Annotated in this window: 23 protein-coding genes; 6 read left to right on the forward strand and 17 right to left on the reverse strand. The window is 37.0% G+C overall.

All coding sequences use genetic code 11. The features are described 5' to 3' along the window. Positions 1-21: 21 nt before the first annotated feature. Entirely contained in the window at positions 22-429 is a 408-nt protein-coding gene (locus I5776_RS14955) for a DUF5365 family protein (protein ID WP_202777178.1), read from the reverse strand. Between the two features lie 117 nt (positions 430-546). Between I5776_RS14955 and I5776_RS14960 the strand changes: the two genes are divergently transcribed. Together I5776_RS14960 and I5776_RS14965 are read left to right on the forward strand one after the other, a co-directional pair. Further along, positions 547-1,452 (forward strand): RluA family pseudouridine synthase, encoded by a 906-nt coding sequence (locus tag I5776_RS14960; RefSeq protein ID WP_202777179.1) that lies wholly within the window; start codon positions 547-549, stop codon positions 1,450-1,452. Between the two features lie 110 nt (positions 1,453-1,562). Beyond that, complete coding sequence (locus I5776_RS14965) at positions 1,563-1,877, forward strand: DUF3870 domain-containing protein (protein ID WP_202777180.1); 315 nt, start codon at positions 1,563-1,565, stop codon at positions 1,875-1,877. A 39-nt stretch (positions 1,878-1,916) separates the two neighbouring features. On the opposite strand, the gene I5776_RS14970 is transcribed toward I5776_RS14965, so the two are convergent. The 3 genes from I5776_RS14970 to wrbA form a co-directional block, all read right to left on the reverse strand. Then, positions 1,917-3,128 (reverse strand): acyl-CoA dehydrogenase family protein, encoded by a 1,212-nt coding sequence (locus I5776_RS14970; protein WP_202777181.1) that lies wholly within the window; start codon positions 3,126-3,128, stop codon positions 1,917-1,919. 11 nt (positions 3,129-3,139) lie between these two features. Continuing rightward, on the reverse strand, positions 3,140-4,327 hold the full coding sequence (locus I5776_RS14975) for a CaiB/BaiF CoA transferase family protein (protein WP_202780815.1): 1,188 nt from the start codon (positions 4,325-4,327) through the stop codon (positions 3,140-3,142). 781 nt (positions 4,328-5,108) lie between these two features. Next, the gene (wrbA, locus tag I5776_RS14980; RefSeq protein ID WP_202777182.1) at positions 5,109-5,717 is read right to left on the reverse strand and encodes an NAD(P)H:quinone oxidoreductase; all 609 of its coding nucleotides are present in this window, start codon (positions 5,715-5,717) and stop codon (positions 5,109-5,111) included. A 333-nt stretch (positions 5,718-6,050) separates the two neighbouring features. Here wrbA and I5776_RS14985 point away from each other — a divergent pair, with 333 nt between their 5' ends. Together I5776_RS14985 and I5776_RS14990 are read left to right on the forward strand one after the other, a co-directional pair. Further along, positions 6,051-6,671 carry a DUF47 domain-containing protein gene (locus tag I5776_RS14985; RefSeq protein WP_202777183.1) on the forward strand — a complete coding sequence of 207 codons (621 nt, stop codon included), beginning with the start codon at positions 6,051-6,053 and terminating at the stop codon, positions 6,669-6,671. Positions 6,672-6,682: 11 nt separating this feature from the next. Continuing rightward, positions 6,683-7,687 (forward strand): inorganic phosphate transporter, encoded by a 1,005-nt coding sequence (locus I5776_RS14990; protein WP_202777184.1) that lies wholly within the window; start codon positions 6,683-6,685, stop codon positions 7,685-7,687. Between the two features lie 80 nt (positions 7,688-7,767). On the opposite strand, the gene ltrA is transcribed toward I5776_RS14990, so the two are convergent. Further along, on the reverse strand, positions 7,768-9,030 hold the full coding sequence (ltrA, locus tag I5776_RS14995; protein ID WP_202777185.1) for a group II intron reverse transcriptase/maturase: 1,263 nt from the start codon (positions 9,028-9,030) through the stop codon (positions 7,768-7,770). Positions 9,031-9,784: 754 nt separating this feature from the next. Between ltrA and I5776_RS15000 the strand changes: the two genes are divergently transcribed. Further along, complete coding sequence (locus I5776_RS15000; protein WP_202777186.1) at positions 9,785-11,092, forward strand: NCS2 family permease; 1,308 nt, start codon at positions 9,785-9,787, stop codon at positions 11,090-11,092. A 201-nt stretch (positions 11,093-11,293) separates the two neighbouring features. Here I5776_RS15000 and I5776_RS15005 read toward each other — a convergent pair whose 3' ends face one another. The 3 genes from I5776_RS15005 to I5776_RS15015 all read right to left on the reverse strand — a co-directional run bounded on the left by I5776_RS15005 (position 11,294) and on the right by I5776_RS15015 (position 13,660). Continuing rightward, the gene (locus tag I5776_RS15005; protein WP_202777187.1) at positions 11,294-11,578 is read right to left on the reverse strand and encodes a DUF3221 domain-containing protein; all 285 of its coding nucleotides are present in this window, start codon (positions 11,576-11,578) and stop codon (positions 11,294-11,296) included. 235 nt (positions 11,579-11,813) lie between these two features. After that, positions 11,814-12,869 (reverse strand): NAD(P)-dependent alcohol dehydrogenase, encoded by a 1,056-nt coding sequence (locus I5776_RS15010; RefSeq protein ID WP_202777188.1) that lies wholly within the window; start codon positions 12,867-12,869, stop codon positions 11,814-11,816. 38 nt (positions 12,870-12,907) lie between these two features. Further along, positions 12,908-13,660, reverse strand: a complete 753-nt coding sequence (locus I5776_RS15015) for an SDR family NAD(P)-dependent oxidoreductase (protein WP_202777189.1) — start codon at positions 13,658-13,660, stop codon at positions 12,908-12,910. 219 nt (positions 13,661-13,879) lie between these two features. Here I5776_RS15015 and I5776_RS15020 point away from each other — a divergent pair, with 219 nt between their 5' ends. Next, complete coding sequence (locus I5776_RS15020) at positions 13,880-14,494, forward strand: TetR/AcrR family transcriptional regulator (protein WP_202777190.1); 615 nt, start codon at positions 13,880-13,882, stop codon at positions 14,492-14,494. 466 nt (positions 14,495-14,960) lie between these two features. Here the strand turns inward: I5776_RS15020 and I5776_RS15025 are convergent, their stop codons facing one another. The 9 genes from I5776_RS15025 to I5776_RS15065 form a co-directional block, all read right to left on the reverse strand. Then, complete coding sequence (locus tag I5776_RS15025; protein ID WP_202777191.1) at positions 14,961-15,647, reverse strand: SDR family NAD(P)-dependent oxidoreductase; 687 nt, start codon at positions 15,645-15,647, stop codon at positions 14,961-14,963. A gap of 17 nt (positions 15,648-15,664) precedes the next feature. Further along, complete coding sequence (locus I5776_RS15030; protein WP_202777192.1) at positions 15,665-16,105, reverse strand: MarR family winged helix-turn-helix transcriptional regulator; 441 nt, start codon at positions 16,103-16,105, stop codon at positions 15,665-15,667. Positions 16,106-16,392: 287 nt separating this feature from the next. Further along, entirely contained in the window at positions 16,393-16,680 is a 288-nt protein-coding gene (gene qoxD / locus I5776_RS15035; protein ID WP_202777193.1) for a cytochrome aa3 quinol oxidase subunit IV, read from the reverse strand. After that, entirely contained in the window at positions 16,680-17,288 is a 609-nt protein-coding gene (gene qoxC / locus I5776_RS15040; protein ID WP_425490281.1) for a cytochrome aa3 quinol oxidase subunit III, read from the reverse strand. The genes qoxD and qoxC overlap by 1 nt, the downstream gene beginning before the upstream one ends. Continuing rightward, the gene (gene qoxB / locus I5776_RS15045) at positions 17,285-19,228 is read right to left on the reverse strand and encodes a cytochrome aa3 quinol oxidase subunit I (protein WP_202777195.1); all 1,944 of its coding nucleotides are present in this window, start codon (positions 19,226-19,228) and stop codon (positions 17,285-17,287) included. Before qoxB ends, qoxC begins: the two co-directional genes overlap by 4 nt. A 20-nt stretch (positions 19,229-19,248) precedes the next feature. Then, the gene (qoxA, locus tag I5776_RS15050; RefSeq protein ID WP_425490282.1) at positions 19,249-20,187 is read right to left on the reverse strand and encodes a cytochrome aa3 quinol oxidase subunit II; all 939 of its coding nucleotides are present in this window, start codon (positions 20,185-20,187) and stop codon (positions 19,249-19,251) included. A gap of 361 nt (positions 20,188-20,548) precedes the next feature. Continuing rightward, positions 20,549-21,016 (reverse strand): hypothetical protein, encoded by a 468-nt coding sequence (locus I5776_RS15055; RefSeq protein ID WP_202777196.1) that lies wholly within the window; start codon positions 21,014-21,016, stop codon positions 20,549-20,551. A gap of 350 nt (positions 21,017-21,366) precedes the next feature. Next, positions 21,367-22,809, reverse strand: coding sequence for a dihydrolipoyl dehydrogenase (gene lpdA, locus I5776_RS15060; RefSeq protein ID WP_202777197.1), 1,443 nt, complete (start codon positions 22,807-22,809; stop codon positions 21,367-21,369). 1 nt (position 22,810) lies between these two features. After that, complete coding sequence (locus I5776_RS15065; protein WP_202777198.1) at positions 22,811-23,980, reverse strand: dihydrolipoamide acetyltransferase family protein; 1,170 nt, start codon at positions 23,978-23,980, stop codon at positions 22,811-22,813. Positions 23,981-24,024: the final 44 nt, after the last annotated feature.

The following is a 24,024-nucleotide window of genomic DNA, read 5'->3' on the forward strand; positions in this document are numbered from 1 at the left end:
CGCGGAAAAGAACGGTTCATTTTATATTAATATTTCGTTTGCCGCGCTTTTATAAATGCTAAAAGATTCCGTAGATGTTTTATTACTGGAATTAAATTGAGAATAAAAAAATGGGAAGGAAATTGTAAATTTATCTAAAATTTGTACATTATGATTAAATAAGTCTTCATATCGCTTATTAATTGGTTTATGAATTTTTTGTTCTAAAATGACGATTATAGTCTGCAAACTGGCTACCACTTGGTATGCATCCTTCAATGTCCCGAATTTTTCAAAATGGTGCTTCTCTATTTTTAATATACCAATGTTTTTAAATTCGGCAATCTCATCATCATCATAATAATATGGAAAGATATCACTATAAAAATAGGTAACCAATTCTTTTATTTTTTCCTCTTGCTCCTTTGTTGATGCGAATAAAACCTTCACTAGTGACCCACCCTTGTATTTGTATTACACATTGATCCCTTGTTATATTTAAATAAAGAATAACATATAAAAACAGTAAAAAAGCGTGGTAATTATGACCATGTGAAAGGATAAATTATGCAGACAAATCAATCAGGAAAATGGTTTCAATTACATATCCCACACAATTGGAATAATTTCACCATTGATAACATTTTAAAAGAGGAATGGAAAGTTCCAAAAAAACTGCTTCATGAAATTCGAATGGATAAAGGGGTACGTCTTAATGGAGAATATGTAAACTGGAACACCGCCTTAAAAACTAATGACCTATTTGAGATCGCTATTTATCAAGATGAGGATTATGGTGTGGTCCCACAAGATTTATCAATTGAAGTACTTTATGAAGATGACCATCTAATAATTGTCAATAAGCCTGCTGGAATTGATACACATCCAAATATTGATGGACAAAAAGGTACTTTAGCAAACGGTGTAGCCTATTATTTCCAAGAAAAAAATGAGTGTCACCGTGTTCGTCATATTCATCGCTTGGATCGTGATACCTCGGGCGCAATACTATTTGCAAAGCATTCTTTGAGTCATGCTATTTTAGATCGATTACTTAATGAAAGAAAAATAAAGAGAACCTATTATGCACTAGTTCAAGGGCTCATCAAAAAGCCTTCTTTTGTTATTGATAATCCAATTGGTCGTGATCGGCACCATTCAACGAGAAGAAGAGTGTCAACATCCGGTCAAACCGCTATAACAAGAGTAACTGTTTTAAATGTCTTTCCTAAGGAAAAATATAGTCTTATTGAATGTTCCCTAGATACAGGCAGAACTCATCAAATTCGAGTTCATTTAAGCTCTATTGGACATCCACTTGTTGGTGACACGCTTTATGGAGGAAAACCGGTTTTTAACAGACAAGCCTTGCATGCTAGGAAATTAGCCTTTGTCCACCCATTTCTAGGAAAAAAGGTGGAATGCATCGCACCTTTTAATGATGAATCTTCTATTTTTGAAAAGTTTACATAATGTTTTTCACATTTGAACATTCGTGCATTGTATCGATAAATATCGTATAATTAATCTAACCTTTTTAAATTTTCAATCTTTTGGTTCGTATACATAAAGGAGAGATGCGCATGAATACACTTTTTATTGCTGGACATGCCAAACTACCCGCTGGGATGGCTGCGAAGAGTATATACGAAACATTAACGATTACTGCGGAAATTGATCGGAAATACGGGGTAATCGTTGAAGCTACCTGTACACTTGCCACGTCTCATGGGCGCGATTTCATCGCCCATTTGTTAAAAGGTTATAGCCTAATGGATGGGATTGAGGCACCCCTTCACGAATTAAAAAGCTGTTATTTTGGAAAAGCTTATAATGCATTATCTTCTGCATTAAAAGATTTACATAAACAATATTCAATTATGTCGGAAAAAAAATAGAGAAGACTACAATGTCTTCTCTATTCTTTATCGATCATTTTAAACTGGAAGATTTGAATCTACCTGAAACGGCCAGGATGGAAGCATTTCATTTAATGGTTTATCCGTTCGGTATCCCAATACATATTCGGCTTGCATAATTGTATGGATTTCACGGGTTCCTTCATAAATAACTGGAGCCTTTGAATTTCTTAAATATCGTGCGACTGGGTATTCATCCGAATAACCATATGCACCATGAATTTGTACAGCATCATCTGCCGCCTTATTAGCAAAATCACATGCTTGCCATTTTGCTAAGGATGTTTCCCTAGTATTCCTTACACCTTTATTTTTCAATTCCCCTGCTTTAAAAACAAGAAGCCTGCTCATTTGTAATCCCGCTTCCATATTTGCAATCATTTGTTGGACGAGTTGATGTTTTCCAATCTCTTTTCCAAAGGTTTTTCGTTCGTGGCAATATTTCACACTTGCTTCCAGCGAAGCCATAATTAAACCACATGCTCCTGCTGCCACTGTAAATCTACCATTGTCTAATGCAGACATCGCAATTTTGAATCCTTCACCCTCTTTACCAAGAAGATTTTCCTTTGGCACCTTTACTTGATCAAAAAAGATTTCTCCCGTGTTTCCTGCGCGAATTCCTAATTTATTTTTGATTGCCTTTGAGGAGAAGCCCGGCATCGTTCTTTCTACGATAAATGCCGAAATGCCATGATGCTTTTTACTTTTATCCGTGTATGCAAAAACTAAAAAATGATCGGCCACATCACATAAAGAAATCCATGTTTTTTGTCCATTTAAAATATAATGATCTCCATCTTTCACAGCGGTTGTACTTAATGCCGCTACATCAGAGCCTGCACCTGGTTCAGTTAATCCAAAAGCTCCTACTTTTGTTCCCTTCGCTTGAGGAGTTAAGTATTTTTGTTTCTGTTCCTCCGTTCCCCATTGCAATAATGTTAAACTATTGAGACCAGTATGGACAGATACAGCCGTACGATAAGCCGTATCCCCTCTCTCTAATTCTTCACAAACGATAGCTAAGGAATTATAGTCCATTCCACTTCCACCATAGCTTTCTGGTATACAAACTCCCATTAACCCTAACTCTGCCAGTCGTTTCATAATATGAGGCTGAAAAAGTCCCTCAGAATCCCATTCACCAATAAACGGCACAATTTCTTTATCTACAAAATTCCTTACTGTGGATCGTAACATCACTTGTTCTTCAGAATAGTCGAAATTCATTTTCTACACTCCTATACGATATGATTGTTTTTTAATTCACTAATTTCCTCATTTGAATATCCAATTGAATGGAGAATTTCATGTGTATGCTCGCCAGCAATTGGCGGATGATGCTTTATTTGAATTGGTGTTTTTGAAAGTTTTAGCGGACTTCCAACAAGTTTAATCATTCCTGCGGAAGGATGCTCCTTTTCCACAACCATTTCTCTTGCTAACACTTGTTCATTTTGAAAAACCTGCTCAAGATTATTAATTGGTCCCGATGGAATTCCATTTTCGTCACACAAGGCTTGCCAATATTCCGTCGGCTTCTCACTTAACACTTGCTGTAATATTGGAACTAATTGTTTCCTATTCTCGACCCGTTTTGAATTACTTGAAAATAACGGATCCTTTGATAAACCGTCTTTACCAATCAATTTGACAAATTTTTCAAATTGGCGGTCATTCCCAACTGCAACAACCATTTTTCCATTTGCTGTATCGAATGTTTGATATGGAACAATGTTGGCATGGGAGTTTCCTAGTAATCCTGGGATTTTTTCCGACATTAAATAATTGCTTGCAATATTTACAAGTGAGCTCACTCCGGCATCAAACAAGGAAATATCTAATTTTTGCCCAGTTCCGGATGTTTTTCTTTCAAGCAATGCCGCTTGAATCCCGATACATGCATATAATCCCGTTAATATATCAGTAATTGCGACTCCGACTTTTTGTGGTCCCGAATCCGATTCCCCGGTAATACTCATTAACCCGCACATCGCTTGAATGATAAAATCATATCCAGCTAAATCCTTATATGGACCTGTTTCACCGAATCCTGTAATAGAACAATAGACAAGTTCGCTATTTATCGTTGATAGATTTTCAAAATCCAAACCTAAGCGCTCCATTGTACCTGTTTTAAAATTATGGATAAGTACATCACAATCTTTGACTAATTTCTTGATAATTTCTTTGCCTTTTTCAGATTTTAAATCTACGGTCAAACTTTTTTTATTGCGATTTGCACACAGATAGTAGGCACTTACTCCATTTTTAAATGGCGGACCCCAATTTCTTGTATCATCACTGCCATTTGGAGCTTCAATTTTAATCACTTCAGCACCTAAATCTCCTAATACCATTGTACATAACGGTCCGGCTAAGACTCTCGTAAGATCGAGTACCTTTATTCCATTTAATGTTTCAACCAGACTAATCCCTCCTTTCTAAAGGCAGATTGCTAAAGTTTGTTTTTATTGGGATTTAACAATAAACCGTTCCTTTCCGCTACAGGAGCTTGCTTTCCACGGGGCTGGCGATGAGCCTCCTCGACGCTAAACGCGTCTGTGGGGTCTCATCTGTCCAGCTGATCCCGCTGGAGTCGAGCTCCTTTCTAAAAAACAAAAAGCCAGTCCTTCATTTTGCGAGATCGCTAAAATGAAAGACTGGCTTATAATCTGATTGTTTCATTTCGGCAAGAAATGTATACAGATTTTAACAGTCAAAATGATGTATTACTAATTCCTGAAATCTGCCTAAAGGTAATTTAGGTCAAAGGAATTTATATATTAATATTTTACTCTATTCATAATTGTTTGTAAATATAAATTAAAAAAGAACCAGATCATTTTTGATCTGGTTCCTAGTTTTTTCAATCGATGAACAAGGCGCTTACGCTTTTTTGTCTAGCTTCAGCGCCTATCGACTAGAAAACTTCAGGACTTTTCCCTACGATAAGTCAACATCGATTCGCCTTGCAGGCTCATCGTGTTTCCTTTATCTCAGTCAAAGTCCCGTAAGTCTTTTACGTCGATGAACAAGGCGCTTACGCTTTTTTGTCTAGCTTCAGCGCCTATCGACTAGAAAACTTCAGGACTTTTCCTTACGATAAGTCAACATCGATTCGCCTTGCAGGCTCATCGTGTTTCCTTTATCTCAGTCAAAGTCCCTCCAGTTTTTACGTCGATGAACAAGGCGCTTACGCTTTTCTAATTATTGTAATCCTGCTTTTACCCATTCAGCAACTTGAACAGTACGTTTTGCTTGGTGTTTTACTGCTGCTTCTGCATCTTCAACAATTCCTTGATCTGTTACAGTAACAGTTGTTCCGTATGGGTTTCCGCCTGCTGCATAAATGGATTGGTCTGTATAACCTGGTGCAGCAATAATCGCACCCCAATGCATCATAGAAGTGTAAATAGTATGAATGGTTTGTTCTTGTCCACCATGTGCATTTCCTGCAGATGCCATTGCACTTACTACTTTATTAGCAGTTTTCCCTTGTGCCCAGAAACCGCCTAATGTATCTAAAAATTGCTTCATTTGTGAAGGAATATTACCAAATCGTGTAGGAGCGCTGAAAATAATTGCATCTGCCCATTCAATATCATTTGCTGTTGCCACTGCAACATTTTGTGTTTCGTCGACATGTTTTTTCCAAGCTGGATTAGATTCAATCGCTGCAGCTGGAGCTAACTCTTCAACTTTTAAAACTTTGACTTCTGCACCAGCTTCTTTAGCAGCTTCTTCTGCCCATTTTGCAAGCTGATAATTTGTACCAGTTGAACTATAATATACGATTGCTAAATTAACTTTTGTCATAATAAACTCTCCTTTTTCTGTTATAACATTAGAAGTTGTAAATGAATTTCATACGAACAATTTTAATATGCTCAAATCTAAATAAGTTAATCCTAATTTAAATCTCTCAAAACTTCGAATCAGAAAATCTCAACTTCGAGATAAAATATAAATAATTTTAGGACTTTTGTCAAACAATAAATATTAACTAAAATATAGACAATATATAATGTGAAAAATTAATGGCGGTATGTAAGCGCATCCACCAAAAATTTCGACATATTTCTTTTATCTTTTGCAAAAATCATATAAAATAAATACGTTTGATAATACAAAGCTTTTAGGAGGCTCTTTATGGTATTTAAGAACAAAAAGGACAAATTTGCGGTGTTGTTAGGGAATATTTCTACAAACTTGAGAGAAAGCATGAATTATTTTGCAGATTATAAATTGAATAATTCTGGTGATTTAAAAATCTTTGCTCAGAAAATGAAGGAATATGAAACACAAGGAGATACATATGTACATCAAATGATATTGGAATTGAATGATACATTTATCACTCCAATTGAAAGAGAGGATTTATTAACATTAACGAACAGCCTAGATGATATTCTTGATGGCTTAGAACATTGTGCATATATTTTTGAAGTATATAATATAACCGCAGCGGATAGTTATATGTATAAATTTGTTGACGCCATCAGAAATTGTACGGTTGAAATTGATAAAGCGATTGATTTAATGTTCAATAAAAAGCTTCCAAGTATGCGACCACATGCAATTAAAATTAAAGAATACGAATCCATGTGTGATGACGTTTTAAGGGAATCAATCAAAGAGTTGTTCAAAAATGAAAAAGATCCTATCCGTTTAATTAAATATAAAGAAGTTTATGAGGACCTTGAAGAAATCGCCGATTATTGTCAAAGTGTTGCAAACATTTTAGAAACTATAATAATGAAGAACGCATAAGGAGTCTTTTTATGGATAGTGTATTATTAATAACCATACTCATCGTCGTTTGCGCGCTGGCTTTTGATTTTATTAATGGGTTTCATGATACAGCAAATGCAATTGCTACTGCTGTTTCGACTAAAGCTTTAAAGCCTAGACATGCGATTATAATGGCTGCTATTATGAATTTCCTAGGAGCAATGACCTTTACAGGTGTTGCTAAAACCATTACAAAAGATATTGTTGATCCCTTTACACTACCTAATGGATCAATTGTTATCCTTTCTGCCTTAATTTCAGCTATTGCGTGGAATTTAATTACATGGTATTTCGGAATACCTAGTAGTTCCTCGCACGCAATTATTGGTTCTATTGCAGGTGCTGCAATTGCAGCAGCAGGATTTGCTTCGTTAAATTATAAAGGGTTTATCAAAATTATTGAAGCTCTACTTTTATCACCTGTTATTGCTTTTGCACTTGGATTTATAGTTTATAGTATTTTTAAAGTCGTGTTTAAAAACTTCAATTTAACGAAAACGAATAAAAGTTTTCGTCTCATACAAATTTTCACAGCTGCTCTTCAATCTTATACACATGGTACGAATGATGCGCAAAAGGCAATGGGGATTATTACGATGGCCCTCATTTCAAATGGATATTTGACCGCGGCAAATGCAGATGTTCCCCTATGGGTTCAAGCATCCTGTGCTACTGCAATGGGACTTGGTACATCTATCGGCGGTTGGAAAATTATTAAAACCGTAGGCGGAAAAATTATGAAAATCCGCCCTATTAATGGAGTTGCTGCAGATTTAAGTTCTGCAATGATTATCTTTGGTGCAACCTATATTCATCTACCCGTGAGTACAACACATGTTATATCTTCTTCAATCTTAGGTGTTGGATCATCACATCGTATTAAAGGTGTAAAATGGGATACTGCCCAAAGAATGATTATTACTTGGGTTATCACTCTTCCAATATCTGCTTTATTAGCTGGATTGATTTATTTACTTTTAAATAGTATTTTATAATTTTAAATCGAGTAGGAGGGAGTGATTAACTCCCGACCTCTCACACCACCGTACGTACGGTTCCGTATACGGCGGTTCAATTAAGATAAATGACGCAAGTTTTTATAACGTTCTTGTAGACTTTTAAGCCCTCGGTCACTCCAATAAGAGTTGTCGAGGGTTTTGTGTAATATTGGACTGTTTGCGATACGCCAATAGCCTTTCCGGCTATTCCCCCATTCAAAGGCTTTCCATTCCGGAACGCCTAGTTTTATCAGATTACGTATCTTTGTCTTTGGTTTCTTCCAATTTTTCCATAAGCACATGCGAAGCCTTCTTCGAACCCAGCCATCTAGTTTGAAGAATACTGTTTTCGTATCAGCTAGCGCGAAATATCCACACCAACCTATCAAATATTGGTTCAATTTCTCAATCCGGTACTCCATTGGATATGGCATCTTTCTTGAAGTAATTTCTCGCACTTTCTTCTTCATTCGCGTTAAACTCTCTTTGGCAATACGAACCTTTGGTTCTTTTGAAGAAGTAAAGCTAAAACCCAGAAACTTTCGTCTCCATGGTCTGTCTACTGCCGACTTCTTCTCATTCACCTTCAAACGGAGTTTTCTCTCAATGAATTGTTGAATACTCGTCATTGTTCGTTCTCCTGCTCGTCTTGATTTCACGTAAATATTACAGTCATCTGCGTAGCGAACGAATTTATGTCCTCTTGCTTCTAATTCCTTATCTAGTTCGTCAAGAACTATATTAGAAAGAAGTGGGCTTAAAGGTCCACCCTGTGGTGTACCCTTGTTTGTACTTGAGATTATTCCATTTATCATGACACCAGCTTGTAAGTATTTGCGGATGAGTTTTAATAGTGGTTTGTCCTTGAACTTTTTCGCAAGTGTATTCATGAGTCTATCATGGTTTACCTTGTCAAAGAACTTCTCTAGGTCCATGTCTACCACCCATATATATCCTTCTTTGACATATCCTTTTGCTTTCCTAACTGCATCATGGGCGCTTCGATTTGGACGAAAGCCATAACTATGTTCGGAGAACATCGGGTCATATATCTTCGATAATATTTGGGCAATTGCTTGTTGAATCAAACGATCTGTCACAGTTGGGATACCTAATAACCGAACACCGCCATCAGGTTTCGGGATTTCGATTCTTCGGACAGGCATTGGTTCATAGGTACCCTTGAAAATTTCCTCTCTAATAGAAGTCCACTTTTCGACTAAGTGCTGACGTAGGTTTTGTACGGGCATCTTATCTACTCCGTGGCTTCCTTTATTCTGTTCTACTCGTTTTAATGCTAGAAGCATATTTTCCCGTGACAGGATTTGACTTAAAAGCATTGTTATTCTTCCTTCCGTGAATAGCTGTTCTTCTTATGCCAGTAGTCACTCCACCCTCCAAGAGGTCCCCCACGGAATTCACCGTTTCCTTCCTCAAGTGAGGTACTGCGTTTTCTGTGTTCATTATGACTCACTGAATGCCAAGGGCTATTCTCTCCTAATTGTTCGGTCCTTCCGGATCGTTCTAGACCGATTCGTACTATGACCTCTGCTGACTTCTGATGGTTCAGCTGCTTATCACTAAGCAGGTTATGAAGGGTACTTCACGTATCCACCAGACCTCCCCGGGTAAGAATGTAATCTTTCCTTCCATCTATCTGCTTCATTTACTTTGTATCACCTTCGGCAGAAAGAACTTTGTCTTGTTTTGCAGACTCATTCAATGATACCTAGCCTTCTATGAAGTTCGTGTTCCTCAGACCGAAAGTTTGCTGCCCGCTTCCTTCAGATTCCGCGTCACCACGGACACCCTTGCGTTAAGCTAACCGCTACTTCTGCCTTCACGGCTCGGGACTCTCACCCTAGAGATTACACCCATGCCGGGCGCACAAAAATGAAAAAGCAACGAAAAATACTTTCGGTGCTTTTTTTCTTTTGATTTAATAAAATTTCCCAAATGCCAGCTATGATTATTTATCAATAATTGGTAAAACTAAAATAATCAATATCTAGATAAAAATTTATTGCCAAAGCTACCAAAAACGAATAATATATTATTTGTGACAAAAAACGTTCGTGTTTCGGAGGAAAACTTATGCTTAAGCTTTTTAAATTAAAAGAAAACGGCACAAATGTTAAAACAGAACTTATTGCCGGTTTAACTACATTTTTAACGATGGTCTATATTGTGGTCGTCAATCCGGTGATTCTTAAAGATGCTGGTGTGCCATTTGATCAAGTCTTTATGGCGACGATTATTGCTGCTGTAATCGGGACATTATGGATGGCATTGTTCGCCAACTATCCTATTGCGATTGCTCCCGGAATGGGATTAAATGCCTATTTTGCTTATTCGGTCGTTGGATCTCATGGAAATATTGATTATGTAACAGCATTTTCAGCTGTTTTTGTAGCGGGAATCGTTTTTGTTGTTTTATCGATTACACCATTTCGAAGTAAATTAATTGAAGCCATTCCCGAAAATTTAAAACACGGTATTACCGCAGGTATCGGTTTATTTATTGCTTTTATTGGCTTAAGACAAACGGGTATCATCACTGCCCAAAAAGAAAACTTAGTTCAATTAGGAAATCTTCACAATCCATTAACTATATTAGCTTTAATAGGACTTGCGGTTACGCTAATCTTAATGGCGAGAAATATTCATGGTGCACTATTTATCGGTATGATTATCACCGCCATCATTGCGCTTTTAACAGGTCATCTGTCCTTTGACAAAGGATTTGTCAAAATGCCACATTTCCCTGAATTTATTATCCATAATCCAATTAACGCCTTTAGTGATGTTATTCACCACAGTCTATACGCTGTCGTGTTTTCGTTTTTGCTAGTAACGATATTTGACACGACTGGAACGATGGTAGGAGTGGCTGAACAAGCTGGATTAATGAAAGGCAAAACGATGCCACGAGCGCGGGAAGCATTGTTATCAGACTCTATTGCAACAACCATTGGGGCTATTTTCGGTACAAGCCCAACGAGTGCATTTGTTGAATCAACTTCAGGAGTTGCTGCCGGAGGAAGAACAGGATTAACAACAGTTACCGTTGCTGTACTCTTTATCATTTCTTCATTCTTTGGCCCATTAGTAAGTGCTGTATCCGGACTTTCCGCGATCACAGCTCCCGCTTTAATTATTGTAGGTAGTATGATGATTGGCAGTGTTTCGCATATTAAGTGGTCTGAGGTTGATGAAGCCTTTCCTGCATTTATTATTATTTTGAGTATGCCATTGACCTCTAGTATTGCCACCGGAATTGCTTTTGGATTTATTTCTTATCCGATTTTAAAAGTTGTGCGTGGGAAATGGCGCGAAGTTCACCCACTCGTTTATTTATTTGCCGTATTATTTTTCTTACAACTGGCATTTATACCTCACTAATCTATCGGGATCAGCATTGAGCTGGTTCCTTTTTTAACTCTGCTTATTGTTGATTTTAAACATTACGTTTTTTTGAAATTGAATAGGAATTCATGCCGTAATATTGTTTTTTTCCTGATAAATAAGCATGTAATTTATCAGGAATAATGGAATGAAAAAGGGACTTGGAAGTATTTCCGAAGCCCCTTAATACTATTTGTTTTATTGCTTTGGTGATATTATCTCAATGTGTAATGCTTTTGTGGATACGGGAGCTGATGTATCTATACCGCCATCTACCCATACAACAACTTGCTGCCCTTCTTGATAATTATTGGTGCTCCCATTTTCGGTTAACGCAACCCAAGTTAAACCTTTATCTTTATCATCTACTAAAATGCTTTTTTCTTTAGCATTTATTTCAACAACATTTCCCTTAATATCAAATTTACCTTTAACTTCTTCCTTTTTACCACAACCTACTAAAGCAAAACATATTAGCAACAATAAAATAACTTAACTGCCCAAATAAAAAAGTGCGATCTCCTTCTTAGAAGTACCGCACTTAACGTTTGTTTTTTATGAGACTGATAAAGAAAAGGAGTAGACGTCTATTTCTACACCTACTCTTGTTTCTATTAAGCTTTAATTTAATCGTTTTTTAGTTTCTATACAAAAGATAATAAACAACCTATTCTTCATCATTTTGAAGAATCGGTTATAATGCCACATTTCTAATTATTTAACTCCCTGGGGTCACCACTGCTCGCCCGCGAAGTTTTCCTTTATGAAGTTTGTCGTAAGCTTCTTCAATTTGGCTGAATGGAAAGATCTCAACTTCGTTACGAATTAAACCAGCTTCAGCAAGTTTTATTACTTCTTTTGTGTCGGAAATTGAACCACCTTGATAGTTAAACACTTCTCCATCTTTCGGTAAGTTTCCAAACCATGGTTTATTATACGTTCCAAAACCTGCACCAACTAAACCGTAAGAGCCGCCTTTACAAACTGCCGCAATACCTGCTTCAATGGTTGTATCAAATCCTGCAAAGTCAAGAACGACATTTGCGCCTTTGCCACTTGTAAGATCAAGGATGTCTTTTGTTGTATTCTCATTTACACCGATAAGTGTCTCATGGGCACCTAACTCAAGGGCAAAGTCAAGACGTGCTTGGTTCGTGTCGACCGCTACTATTCGTGCAGGGCTTAGTACTTTCAACAATTGAATGGCAAAGCTGCCTAGCCCTCCAGCACCAATTACAACCGCGGTTGAACCAGGGTAAAGCTTAGGTAATACACGTTTTACACCATGGTAAGCAGTCGTACCTGCATCTGTTAATGGTCCAGCTTCAACCGGATTTAATTGATCTAGTTTAATAACAAGGCGTGCGGAATCGACTAACACAAAATCGGCTAGACCACCATCTCTTCCATAACCACGGCCATAACCGCCATTATCGCAATTATGATCTTCCCCACGAAGGCAATAGTCACACACCCCGCAAGAATTATTCCCCATTAAAACGACAGGGTCACCTACAGACAAACCGTGTACCCCATCACCTAGTTCTGCAACCCATCCTCCAGTTTCATGTCCTAGCGTAAAAGGCATTTTCCAGCCTAAAGCTTCTCCCTGTTCCTTAGGTAATGTTGCCATTCCAAAATCAGAGTGGCATAATCCATTTCCTGCAACTTTAACTAGAATTTGACCAGAAGCTGGCTTTGGAACTTCTACTTCGACTACTTGTGCTGGCTTTCCCCATTCTAGTAAACGATATGCTTTTATTTTCTGACCCATTAATATTCTCCCCTTTTTAGTAGAATACCCAAGAAGACTTACAGTGCTGTCCAACCGCCATCAATGACTAATTCAGAGCCCGTCATAAAGCGAGATTCGTCGGATGCTAGAAAGAGTGCTCCATATGCAATGTCTTCAGGTTCACCGAAATACGGTAGCTGTGTAAACGCTTTATAATAAGGTAAAGCTCCACCTTCCTCCATGGTTGGCAATGTCATCGGTGTAACAACGATGCCTGGATGTAAGGAATTTACGCGAATTTTATCTTTTCCATACTCAACAGCTGCTGACTTTGATAATACTCGAAGTGCACCTTTTGCAGCTGTATATGGGCTTGTACCGGCCATACCAACAAGACCACCTATAGAAGAAATATTGATAACCGATCCTCCACCCGCTTTTTTCATTTCAGGGATTACATATTTCATCCCAATTACACAACCATTTAAGTCAATATCCAGAATCTTATTCCATTCATCCATCTCCATGTTTGCGATGGTTTTTGGAGAAGATACGCCTGCGTTATTCACAAGGACATCGACTTTTCCGTATAATTTTACCGCTTCTGCAATGACTGATTTCCATTCCTCTTCAGATGTCACATCATGTTTCATAGCAATAGCTTCGCCGCCATTTTCTTTTATTTCTTGCACAACTTGGTTTAGTGGTTCTATTTGAACATCTGTAGCGATAACTTTTGCACCTTCTTTAGCAAATAGTTTTGCTTCAGAAGCGCCCATTCCCATAGCGGCACCAGTAATAATCGCAACTTTTCCTGCTAAACGCGTCATTTATATGACCTCCATTAAATAAATGTTATAAATCACCAAAATCCTTGGGATACTGTGAATACATAAACAACTAGTTGTATTATCAACAACTTGTTGTTAAAGTTATTATATCAACAACCTAAAAAAGGGCAACCAACAACGTTCCTAAATCCGTCGCTTTATCCACGAATCGTTCAGTAGTGTTGCCGAAGTTGAAAAAGTAATACAAGGAGCTTAAAAATGTCGAAAAAATTTCAAAAAATGGATCCGCGCGTTGTACGCACTCGCCAAATGTTGCGGGATGCACTCGTAGAATTAATACGTGAGAGAGGGTATGAGAAAATTACTGTACAAGATATTACGAGACGGGCAACGTTAAATCGTGCCACCTTCTACTTACACTATCGTGACAAATTCGATCTTCTTAGTCAAAGTTCGAATGAAATCTTAAATAATTTATCCGAGAGTATTGCCTTTTCATTTGCGGAAAAAGAGGAATTCGACTTTCAAAGCGGTCAACCACATAGAAGCTTTATCCATTTGTTTGAACATATATCGGCAAATAGTAAATTATATAAAGTTTTTCTGACCGAGAAAAACATGTCTCATTTTACTTCCTCAATGATGGATATCCTTGTCGATTTTATATCAAGAGGAATCAATAATATGCAACCGGAAGATCAGATGCTTACTATACCACGGGAAATCGCTGAAAGATATTTTGCTGCTGCTTTTCTAGAAGTGATTACTTGGTGGTTAGAAAAGGATATGCCTTACACAGCCCAATATATGGCTACACTATTGATGCGCATTACTATTAAGGGGATATATGTCGACAATCCCTTTTTGAATTAATTAGATATGTCTACCTAAATGGGATAAATAAGTAGTCTTACCTTAATTGAAGAAACCAGTAATATTTAATTAGCGGAGATTTTCCGCTTAAACTACAGAATAGAGTCCTGGTTCAGGGATATAAGCGGAGATTTTCCGGTTAGGCAAAGAAAAAATACCCATTTTTACTTTTTTCGAGTCAATAGGCGGAATTTCTCCGTCTATTTAGGTCACTTTCAGTGAAATTTCTTAATTAAGGGAAATTTCTCCGCTTATTTTTTTTCAAACTTGCTAGGGCATATAATGAACTTATACAACTGGTTTAGTAAAATTAAAAAAAGGCATGGGATATTTGTATCCCTACACCTTTTTGACTGTGCAATATACTGTGAATTGCGTTGTGAAATTTATGTGATTAGGTTTGTGATTTAGCGTTTTGCACCTAACAAGTGAACCCGTTCAAATTCGAACGGTATTTTACATTGTTTTATTGGTTCGCTCTAATAACCTGACCATTCATTCCGTCTGCTGGCAGGGTTGCCAACTTTACAATGCCATCAACAACCATAGCCGGATCCCCTTCTCCATAAGGGTTTTGTTCCGTTTTTAGATTTCCAGGATCAAACATATTTACTAATATTCCATGATTTTTTTCTTCGATTGCTACTGTTCGCATTAATCCTTCCAAACCTGCTTTAGCAGCCGAATACGCACCTAAACCTTCGTACTCAAAGTTAGCCATCGCTGATGTAATCGATACAATCCGACCGTATTGCTGTTTTCTCATTAATGGAAGGATTGCATTCGTTACTAAGAAAGAGCTATATAGGTTGAGACGAATCGTATGATCCCATGAAGAAACCGTCATATCATGTACCGTGCTGTAGTCTCCAGTTCCACCAACGTTATTGATTAACACATCACCCCGCCCTACTTGAGCAATCAATTCTTCACGCAGCTTATTAACCTCTTCCGATTGGGTTACATCAACTGGGAATACAATGGATTGTCCACCTATCTGTTCAATAACTTGTGCAACTTCCTGTAATTTTTCCTTACGTCTTCCTGTTAATATAACTTTTGCCCCTTCCGTTGCCATTTGAATGGCTGTAGCTCGGCCGAGACCAGTTCCTGCACCCGTAACTAAAACAACTTGATTCGTCATTAATCCCATCGTTTAAAAGCTCCTTTTCAATTATTTTTTTCCATTAATTCACTTGCTTTGCGAAGTAGGTGAATTAACTGTTGGCTATGATTTTTGTCCAAGATTTCTAAGTGGCGTAAATAAATTTTATTCAAATTCTCATAAATTTCATTGCACAAAGATGTTCCTTCTTCTGTTAAATAAATCAAAATATGTTTACCGTTACGTTTTCGCTCCACAAATTTGTTTTTGACTAACTTATCAATGAACCTAGTACTTGTTGACGGAGCAATCGAAAGCTTTTTACATAGCTCTTTTTGAGAGATTCCCGGATAATCATTGATTGTAATGATTAAATAAGCATAAGAAGGGGGTATATCCATTGATGAAAATGCTTCCTCAGCCAGCTTTTCCATCTGTCTTGCAAACCGAGAAGCGGTAAAATATAGGCAGTTATTTAGCAAATATTCGGAACCTGGTGTCTCCATTGTAACTCATCCTGTTCATTTGAATTTAAGTTCGAAAAAGCTAAACAAAGCAACATTTGTATATACAAATGTTTATTATGCTAATTATATCCATGTATGGCTCTGTTGTAAATAATTATGGTTTTGTACATTCCTAGTTATTTTTCATTTATTTTGGCTTTCGATGACGAAAAATTAGCCCCACCCTTCTCATTGAAATGCTTCCGCACGTTCTTTAGGAAGGGGATTTCTTATTAAATTAAGTAGAAAAACGCCTATACCATGAACTGGCATAAACGTTCCAATAATTAATTATGCATAACCCATATTGATCCTAACACAATGGTAAGGGCGATGATAATACTGTAAATGATATTTACAACTTGAACGACCGAATTGTCACTTTCTTTAATATGCATAAACATGAATAGCTGCATGCCTGCTTGTAAGAAAGCTAAAATACCGATAATCGACATAATTGTTGGTCTTGGAAGATTCGTGTGAAGAGCAACGAACATGGCTGCAATCGTCATCACTAATGATAGAAAGAAACCAACGATGTGCCCAATTGGGTATTTCGAATGATGTTGTTCCATTACTGAATCAACCCTCCTAAATAGACGAACGTAAAGATAAAGATCCATACAACATCAAGGAAATGCCAGTAAAGACTGATGATGAAAAATTTTCTTGATGTTACAGGTGTTAGCCCTCTTTTTACTAATTGGATAATCAACAGAATGCCCCATAAAATCCCCATCGAAACGTGCAAACCATGTGTTCCTAGTAAAACGAAGAATCCAGATAAGAATCCGCTTGTTTGTATAGTTGCTCCCTCATGTACATAATCGATAAACTCATGTAGCTCAAAGTAGATAAAGCCTGCCCCTAATAATAGGGTAATGATAAACCATAATAACAAGCCTTTTTTATTATTATTTCTCATTGAAAAAATCGCAAGCCCACATGTGAAACTACTAACTAAAAGGAGAATGGTTTCTGTCATTACATCTTTAATTTTAAACAAGTCTAATTGATCCGGTCCGCCAGCTGTTGAGCCTGAAAGAACAAAATAGGTAGCGAAGAGAGTCGCGAAAAGCGCGATCTCTGCACCTAAGAAAATCCAAAAGCCAAATATATTTAATCTGCTTTGCTCAGATTGATATTCTAATGGTAAAGATGTGTCTAAATGTTCACTCATCATCTTTCACCCCTTGCTGCAAGTTCTGTACTTAATATTTCATCTACCTCAACATGGTAGCCTTCATCTTTGTCAAATGAACGCCATGCTAGACAGCCAAGGATAATAATTAATCCAATGATCGCCATCCACCACCATGAGAAGACGAGCCCAAATCCTCCGATACCAAAACCGATAGCTGAAATAAATGGCATAGCCGTATTGTTTGGCATATGAATTGGTTTCACATCTTCTTTATTAAAGCGAGGAGTTTTGTTTTCTTTCATTTTCCAATATGCATCGACATCATCAACTACAGGTGCAACGGCAAAATTGTAATGTGGAACAGGTGTTGGTGTTGACCATTCTAACGTACGACCATCCCAAGGATCGCCTGTAACATCACGTTCACCTTTTTTAAGACTGTAAAGAATGTTCCATACTAAGACAAGGAAGCCGATACCCATTAAGACACCGCCGATCGTTGAAACGACATTTAATCCTCCCCATCCAAGGCCATCTTGGTATGTGTACATACGGCGAGTCATTCCTTTTAAACCAAGAACAAATTGCGGCAAGAAACATACATTAAAGCCGACCATCCAGAACCAGAATGTAATTTTTCCAAGTTTTTCATTTAGCATATGCCCAAACATTTTTGGATACCAATAATGTAATCCTGCGAAACAAGCAAAGGCTACACCTGGAATTAATGTGTAATGGAAGTGGGCAATTAAGAAATAACTATTATGATATTGATAATCAGCCGCTGCCATCGCTAGCATGACTCCGGTTACCCCACCAATTAAAAAGTTAGGAATGAACGCTAATGACCAAAGCATCGCTGACGTTAATTTTATTTTTCCTTTATACATCGTAAAGAGCCAGTTAAATAATTTCACACCTGTTGGGATCGCGATCAGCATCGTCGAAATGGAGAAGAACGAGTTTACTGCCGCTGAGTTCCCCATCGTAAAGAAGTGATGCACCCAAGTGAAATAACTAAATAACGCGATCGCTAACATGGAAAAGACCATCGATTTATATCCAAACAAACGTTTCTTCGCAAATGTACTGATAATTTCCGAATAGATACCTAAAGAAGGCAATAATACAATATAAACTTCAGGGTGTCCCCATATCCAGAACAGATTACTCCATAACATCGGCATACCGCCTGATGCCATCGTAAAGAAGTGGGAACCAAATAGTCGGTCAAATGTCATTAAACCTAAAGCTACTGTTAATACAGGGAAAGCGAAGATAATAATGATACACATAATTAATACAGACCAAACGAACATTGGCATTTTCATTAATGACATACCTTTTGCTCTCATCTTAAGAATTGTCACTAAGAAGTTTATACCCGTAATAAGGGTACCGATCCCGGCTATTTGCAAGGCAACTGCATAATAGTTATTTCCAACTCCAGGACTAAATTCAGTACCTGCTAATGGAAAATAGGATGTCCAACCTGCAGTAGGTGATCCACCAATAATAAAGGAGATATTAAAGAGTGCACACCCAGCCGCAAAAGTCCAAAAACTGAATGCATTAAGCATCGGATAAGCAACATCACGTGCCCCAATTTGAAGTGGAACAGCAATATTAATTAACCCCATTAAAAATGGCATTGCCATAAATAAAATCATAATTGTACCATGTGTCGTAAAAATACCATCATAGTGGTTTGCATCTAATAATTTTAAGTTCGGTGCCGTCAGTTGGGCACGCATCATCAATGCATCAACACCACCACGGAAAAGCATTAATACTGCGACTAATACATACATAACACCGATCTTTTTATGATCGACGGTTGTCAACCAGTTTTGCCAAAGCCATTTCCATTTTTTAAAGTATGTTAAGAAAAAAACGACAGCGATCATCGCAAGGGCGATTCCTGCTTCTGTTACATATATAATCGGTTCGCCGGTGACGAAAAATTCATCAAGCTTCATCCTGTTCTCCTCCAATCTATTTAGTGTTGATGTTCTGACATGTCCATGTTCATATCCATGTCCATATCATCCATATTATGTTGTTTTTGATTGGTTTCTTGTTTCTTCATCACACCATGTTGATGTGGTGCTTTCACCCATGGTAAATGTGTACCGGTAAAAGTCATTCGTCCAACTACACCAGGTTTCAAAATCTTGTTGTAATCAGCCTTAGTTAATTTAGATGCTGATTTCTTAACGTCCTTCACCCATTTATCGAAATCTTTTTGCGTTTGAGAAAGAACTTCGAAATCCATATGCGCAAAACCTTCACCATTAAAATTGGCATTTCTTCCTAAATAGGATCCCGGTTTATCTGCAAGTAAGATCAGTTCCATTGAATGATTAGGCATTGTATATTTTTGACCGCCTAGTTCAGGTACCCAAAATGATGCCATTGTTCCAGCTGATGTTAATTGGAATTTAACTGGCGTACCTTCAGGTATATTTACATAGTTCACCGTTTCAATTCCTTGTTCTGGATAACTAAAAATCCATTTCCAATCTGCCGATGTCACATTAATTGTAATCGGCTTTTTATCCTCATAACCTTTTGGTATATCTTCTAACGCGTAGTTTGCTTTAATAGTAGGAATAGCAACAGCAATAATAATGACAATTGGTATTGCCGTCCAAATAATTTCAAGCCACTTGTTACCATGTTGATCAGGTGGGATATAATCTGCAGCTAAGCGTTTTTCACGATATTTAAATACCATGAAAATAAATAATCCCAAAACAACAACTAAAATAATCATCATTAACCAAAATGAATAGACGATTAAATCATATTGCTTTTGCGCAACAGGGCCTTGTGGATTTAAGACAGCTATTTTACTAGTGTCACAACCACTCAAAAGAAATATTGATGATAGCAACATCAATACTGTTATTTTCCATGGGATATGTTTCTTTTTCACACTTTCTCTCTCCTTCCCAATCTACGAAGTATGTATCATCTTTCACAAGTAAAAGAAAATATCATCATTTATTTTTAAAATTTGTTCTGATAAATTGTACTGCAATTTATATCTTTTTGTGCACATTTTCACAATCTCGACAATTTAAATTCATAAATACGTCATAAAAATTTCTCCAATATTTTGTTGACAACTTAAAATTAGAATTCCTATGGTAATGTTGGATTTTACTTGGAAGGAGATTTGAATTGGGGATATTATTTTTATCAAACAAAAAAGACTAGTGACTAAATTACTGGTTAGTTCTAGTCTAATTTACTATTTACAGCTTTGAAATTTAAAAAAGAGGAATTAACCATCATTAACTTCTTAACAAGCGAATTAGTTGCAATCCATCAGACGGATGCCCCTTATATGCCCCCATCCAAGTTGGATAGGTAATAGGAATTATCGTTACAAAAAACTGAGAAAAGTTAAATATAGCGGTCCACCAGAAAAATGACGGTAATTCACCTTGAGGTACTGATATTGCTATCAAACCGCATAATATCGCAACTAATAAGGACATTATTGGTCCACCAGCCAATGCAGTAGCCCTCTGCCGACTTTTTAAAGTCCCTTCCCAACTAGCATAACCTACATATGACCAATGTAGATGAAAATGAAGCCTTCCTAATCTAAAATTTTCTTTATTCTCCTTATTACTATTTCCTAAATAAACATATGCGTGAGATTTTGAAGTTGAGACAACACCAATACCATGTCCTATTTCATGCAAGAGGACACAAAGCGGTATTACTAGAATATAAAACAGTAAGAAAATCAACATTTATTAAACTCCTTTATGTTATTTTTCACTTAAACTATTCATTAGGTAAATGAATGTTCCCAAGGTTTCAAAAGATTTGTATGTATATATTTCTACTCCTTCTTCGATATGTTTTACTTCTATTTACTCTTACGTTTAAATGGTATAAAAGTTACAATTAATTCAAAGGATTTTCTAGAATAGAGCTGTTCGTTATATAATTTAGCCTTATTAAATTTAACGTAATCATCCATATAAACTGAAAGTGAGTTATTCAGCTATATGGACCGATTACAGAAAAAAATCCTGCATATCAATACAGGATTTTTAATCAAACATTATTATAAATTATCGAACCAAAATCCATTCCATTACGAATTTTTAACAATTTTTGCTTTTCTCTCCGTTCGCTTTGGTGCTTGATGAATGGATAATCCCAATGTATCCTCCATCGCTTCAAGAATCGCCTCATTCATACTTGGATGCGGGTAGGTTGGAAATAGAAAGTCTTCATCCCTTGCCACCATTTCCCCACCAATAACAGCCGATGAAATTAGTTCAATCGCACCCTCACCAATGATGTGCATACCTAGTATCCTATTCGTTTCTTCATCAATTACAACTTTTGCAAATCCATCCCGATTTCCTGATAACATTGCAAATCCGCTGCCGGAAAGTTGATAACGACCTATTTTTACTGGATAACCAGCTGCCTTTGCCTGTTCCTCGGAAAATCCAACATGTGCAATTGGAGGTACAGAGTATACAACCTCAGGCATCCATGTTAAATCGATTTCACTTTTTCCTCCAGCAATGATTTCAGCAACCGCCTTTCCTTGCTTGATTGCTTTTGCAGCAAGAAATGGCCCCCCTGACACATCTCCAATTGCGAATATATGATCCATATTCGTTTTCCCGATACGGTCACACACAATAAAACCGTTACTATCAATCGCTAAACCCATTCTTTCCAATCCAAGTTCATTCGTATTCCCTTTAATCTCTTCTTCAATATAAATAGTACTCGAATGAATCATCACTGTTTCATCTTTATGATTTGTAAACGTACAGTCTACTCCAGACTCATTTTCCGAAAAGCGAAGATCTTTTGTATTAGGATATAATGATATTTTTCTTTTTTTCAATTGCCTCTTTAGTTCTTTAAGAATGTCTTTATCAAATGGAAAATCATGATTTTCTTCTAAAATAATACTAACCTTCGTCCCGAGTAAACTATAAGCAAATGCCGCTTCTAAAATTATATAGTCCGAACCAACTAACAGTAATTGTTCCGGGATCGTCTCCACTTGAAATAACTCCCTGGAATTCAACTGATAGTTAGCACTCACTTTATGACTTCCTGCTTTTGTACCCGTGGCAATTATTGCCTGTTCAAAATTAACAACCTCATAATGATGACCATTTTCTATTCCAATTTTATTAGCAGAAATAAATGATGCCCTTCCATACATTACATCAATCTTATTCGCTTTACAAAGTGACTCTATCCCCATTTGTAATTGAGAAAGTAATTTTTTTCTATATGCAAGAAAGGTTGAAAAATCAAATTCCTTCGTTTCGAATTTATAGCCTATTTCTATTAGATGGTCCCATGTATTCGTTTGTTTGGCTGTGTGTACAAATGCTTTAGAAGGAATACAGCCTTCATGTAAACAAATTCCCCCAAGTTTTTTCTGTTCAATTAATAGAACGTCTTTACCTAATTGTGCAGCACGAATCGCAGCAGTGTATCCGCCTGGCCCACCGCCAATAATCACTACTTCTTTTTCTTGTGCAATTTCTCCAACGACCATCCTATTTCATCTCCAATAACATTCTTGATGGATTCTCTATTAAATGAACAAATTCATTTGTAAAACGTACAGCGGTTGCACCGTCCGCCACACGATGATCAAAGGACATTGATAGATTCATCATGCTGCGAATAACAATTTCATCATTTATGACTACCGGTTTCTTTTTTGTTTTATGAAAGGCAATTAAAGCTGTTTGCGGATGATTAATGATCGGAGTTGCGCCGATTCCGCCTAATGGACCAACATTACTAATTGTAAATGTTCCATTTGAAATATCTGCTTTAGTTAGCGTGTTATTTTGCGCTTTTTCAATCGCGATTTTCATTTCTTCATGAATCGCTTTCACGGTTTTTTGTTCAACATGTGGAATGACAGGAACAATTAAGCCATCTTCTACATCAACTGCAATACCAATGTTATACTCTTTCTTAAGTTTGATTACTCCATGATCCTCGTCTAAAACAGAATTAAAAATTGGATACTTTATCAATGTGAGCTGAATTGCTTTTATAAAAAATGCTGCGACAGATACATTAACTCCAGAATCCTTACATTGTTGCTTGCAATCGAGGAGGTTGGTCATATCTACCTCTTCAAAATGGGTAACATGTGGAATCGTAAATAGGGATTTACTCATAAGGGAAGCGATTTGCTTTCTTCGCCCTTTAAAAGGGATTTCATCGCTCTCAACTTCATTGTTTGTTACTTCTTTAATTTTAGGAGCCATTGGTTCTACAGCTTTTGTTCCATAGTTATATACATCTTCATCCGTAATTCTTCCCGCTGGTCCGGTTCCATTAATTTTTTCGATATCAATGCCTAACTCACGAGCTATTTTTCTTGTGTATGGTGCAGCCAGAATTAGTCGGTTAGTCTTTTCTGCTTTGTTTCTATTACTAGATACAGTAACTTCATGCTGAACTTGTTTTGTTTGGCCAGATTCGATAATTAATATCGTTGTGCCTATTGGAACAAGTGAACCTTCACTAACGAGAATTTCCTTTACTATTCCTGTAGTTGGTGAAGGAAGCTCTGCCGTCATTTTATCCGTTTGGACTTCAACTAAAGGTTGATCACTTTGTACACGATCTCCTACTTTAACCAAGTATGAAACGATTTCTCCTTCCGTCATCCCTTCCCCAATATCATGAAGTTTTACCTCTACCAAATCTCTCACCCACTCGCATCATAAGTTTTTAATGGTCGATTTCC

Source organism: Heyndrickxia vini, assembly GCF_016772275.1.
Lineage (GTDB): Bacteria > Bacillota > Bacilli > Bacillales > Bacillaceae_C > Heyndrickxia > Heyndrickxia vini.